This is a genomic window from Streptomyces sp. NPDC056347 (assembly GCF_042262625.1).
Lineage (GTDB): Bacteria > Actinomycetota > Actinomycetes > Streptomycetales > Streptomycetaceae > Streptomyces.
In genome coordinates this window covers 1-2,511 of record NZ_JBHJQP010000324.1, presented here as the reverse complement: position 1 = coordinate 2,511, position 2,511 = coordinate 1, and the positions used below count along the sequence as shown (strand labels likewise).

At 70.4% G+C, this 2,511-nt stretch carries 2 protein-coding genes; both read right to left on the bottom strand.

Annotated elements, in window-relative coordinates:
- The coding region (gene ptsP / locus ACFCV8_RS35905; protein WP_376689755.1) for a phosphoenolpyruvate--protein phosphotransferase at window positions 1-1,592 on the bottom strand (1,592 nt) is incomplete at its 3' end.
- Window positions 1,593-1,668: 76 nt separating this feature from the next.
- Window positions 1,669-2,118 (bottom strand): PTS glucose transporter subunit IIA, encoded by a 450-nt coding sequence (locus tag ACFCV8_RS35900; RefSeq protein ID WP_376689754.1) that lies wholly within the window; start codon window positions 2,116-2,118, stop codon window positions 1,669-1,671.
- Window positions 2,119-2,511 lie beyond the last annotated feature (393 nt).

Sequence of the window (2,511 nt, the reverse complement as noted above, 5' to 3'; positions counted from 1 at the left end):
CGCTCGCACTGCGCGAGCGTGTACTTCGCCAGCGTGGCGCGCACGTAGGGAATGGAGGCGGCCCCCATCGACAGCGACGTCACACCCAGCCCGGTCAGGACACAGGCCAGCAGCGGATCGGAGGCGGCCTCACCACAGACACCGCAGCTCCTGCCCTCGGCCGCGGCGGCCTCCGCCGACAGTGCGACCAGATCGAGCAGCGCGGGCTGCCAGGGGTCCTGCAACCGCGACACGGCACCGACCTGCCGGTCGGCGGCGAAGGTGTACTGCGCCAGGTCGTTGGTGCCCAGCGAGAGGAACTCCACCTCCCGCAGGATCGAACGCGCCCGCAGCGCGGCGGACGGAATCTCCACCATCGCACCGAACTTGGCCTGGAGACCGGCCTCGCGGCACGCGTCGGCGAAGGCCTTGGCATCCGCCCGGTCCGCCACCATCGGCGCCATGACCTCGAGGTGCACGGGCAGCCCCTCGGCCGCCTTCGACAGCGCGGTCAGCTGGGTACGCAGCACCTCCGGGTGGTCCAGCAGACTCCGCAGCCCGCGCACACCCAGCGCCGGGTTCGGCTCGTCCGCGGGGGTCAGGAAGTCCAGCGGCTTGTCGGCCCCGGCATCCAGCACCCGCACGACGACCCGCCCCTCGGGGAAGGCCTCCAGCACCGCCCGGTACGCGGCGACCTGCTTCTCCTCGGACGGCGCCCGCTCGCTGTCGTCCAGGAACAGGAACTCGGTACGGAACAGCCCCACGCCCTCCGCACCGGCCTCGACCGCCGCCGGTACGTCCCCCGGCCCGCCGACGTTGGCGAGCAGCGGCACCTTGTGGCCGTCGGAGGTCGCGCCCGGACCGGATGTGGCCGACAGCGCGGCCCTGCGCGCCGCGGCGGCGCTCTCCATCTCCGCACGCTTCTCGGCGCTCGGCTCGACGAAGATCTCCCCGGTACTGCCGTCCACGGCCACGACCGTGCCCTCGGCGAGCTCACCGGCACCGGGGAGCGCCACGACGGCGGGCACCCCGAGGGCCCGGGCGAGAATCGCGCTGTGGCTGGTCGGCCCGCCCTCCTCGGTTACGAAGCCGAGCACCAGGGCGGGGTCGAGCAGCGCCGTGTCCGCGGGCGCCAGGTCGCGGGCGATCAGCACATAGGGCTCGTCACTGTCCGGCACCCCGGGCATCGGCACCCCGAGCAGCCGGGCCACGATCCGGTTGCGTACGTCGTCGAGGTCGGCGACACGCCCCGCCAGGTACTCCCCGGCGTTGGCGAGCAGCGCCCGGTACGAGGCGAACGCGTCGTAGACACCGCGCTCGGCGGTGCTGCCGACCGCGATACGGCGCTCCACGTCGGCGATCAGCTCGGGATCCTGCGCCATCATGGCCTGGGCCTCCAGCACGTGCTGGGCCTCGCCCCCGGCCAGATTCCCGCGCGCGATCAGATCGGCCGCCACGGCTTCGACGGCCTGCCGGGCACGCCCCTGTTCGCGCTCGGCCTCCTCTGCGGGAATCTGCTTGGCCGGCGGTTCGAGCACCGCCGTCCCCATGTGACGCACCTCGCCGATCGCCACCCCGTGGCTCACACCGACGCCTCGCAGCGTTGTCTCCATGTCACCCGTCTCCGGTCGTGCGGCGGTCCGTGCCCCCGCGGTGGATATCCAGTCGGCCGTCATCGGGCCGGGCTCGTCACTGCCAGCCGAACAAGGAGTCGCCGACCTTCACGTCACCGTCCTCGCGCACATCGGAAAGGGAATCGGCGGTGGCCTCCAGCGCGACGACCGGGCACACCGGTGACTTGCCGGCCTCTTCGACGCCTGCCGGGTTCCAGCGCACGATGCCCTGACCGCGAGTGACGGTGTCCCCCTTGTTCACGAGCAGCTCGAAACCCTCGCCGTTGAGCTGAACGGTGTCGATGCCGAGGTGGGTGAGCACCCCGTGCCCGTCCGCGTCCACGACGACGAACGCGTGCGGGTGCAGGGAGACGATGATTCCGTCGACCGGGGACACGGCCACGGACGGCTCGCGCACGGGATCGATGGCGGTGCCGGGCCCCACCATCGCGCCGGAGAAGACCGGATCCGGCACCGCGGCCAGTCCGATCGCCCGTCCGGCAAGAGGGGACGTCACAGTGGTCATGGGGAGCCTCCCAGGGGTGGAGCTTGATGGGCGCCGTCACCGTCTGTGGGCGACGACGTGCTGTTCAGCAGCGTAAGTCATAAGAAGTCACGGTTCCGCCCGAGTCCTGGCGGTACGCGGCCTTAGCGCCACACCGGCAGGGATTTGCCTCGACTACCAGGGGCCTGTACTGTCGTACTCCTGCCTGGCCCCAACATGACTTTGAAGTCGAGGGCTGGCGGCGATTTTCAAGCAATGACTCTAACTACGAAGCGGCACCTGCATGTCTGCAGGAGCTGGTCAAGGAAAGAGAAAAGGCCTGATAGAGTCGGACTCGCCGGAAAGGGAATCGCGAAAGCGAGGAACTGGAAAGCGAAACCCACTTCGACTGGGAATCGGCACTCGAGAGAGTCT

Excerpts from the sequence above, each read along its gene's own strand:
- ACFCV8_RS35900 (WP_376689754.1), bottom strand. The coding sequence starts at position 2,118 with ATGACCACTGTGACGTCCCCTCTTGCCGGACGGGCGATCGGACTGGCC.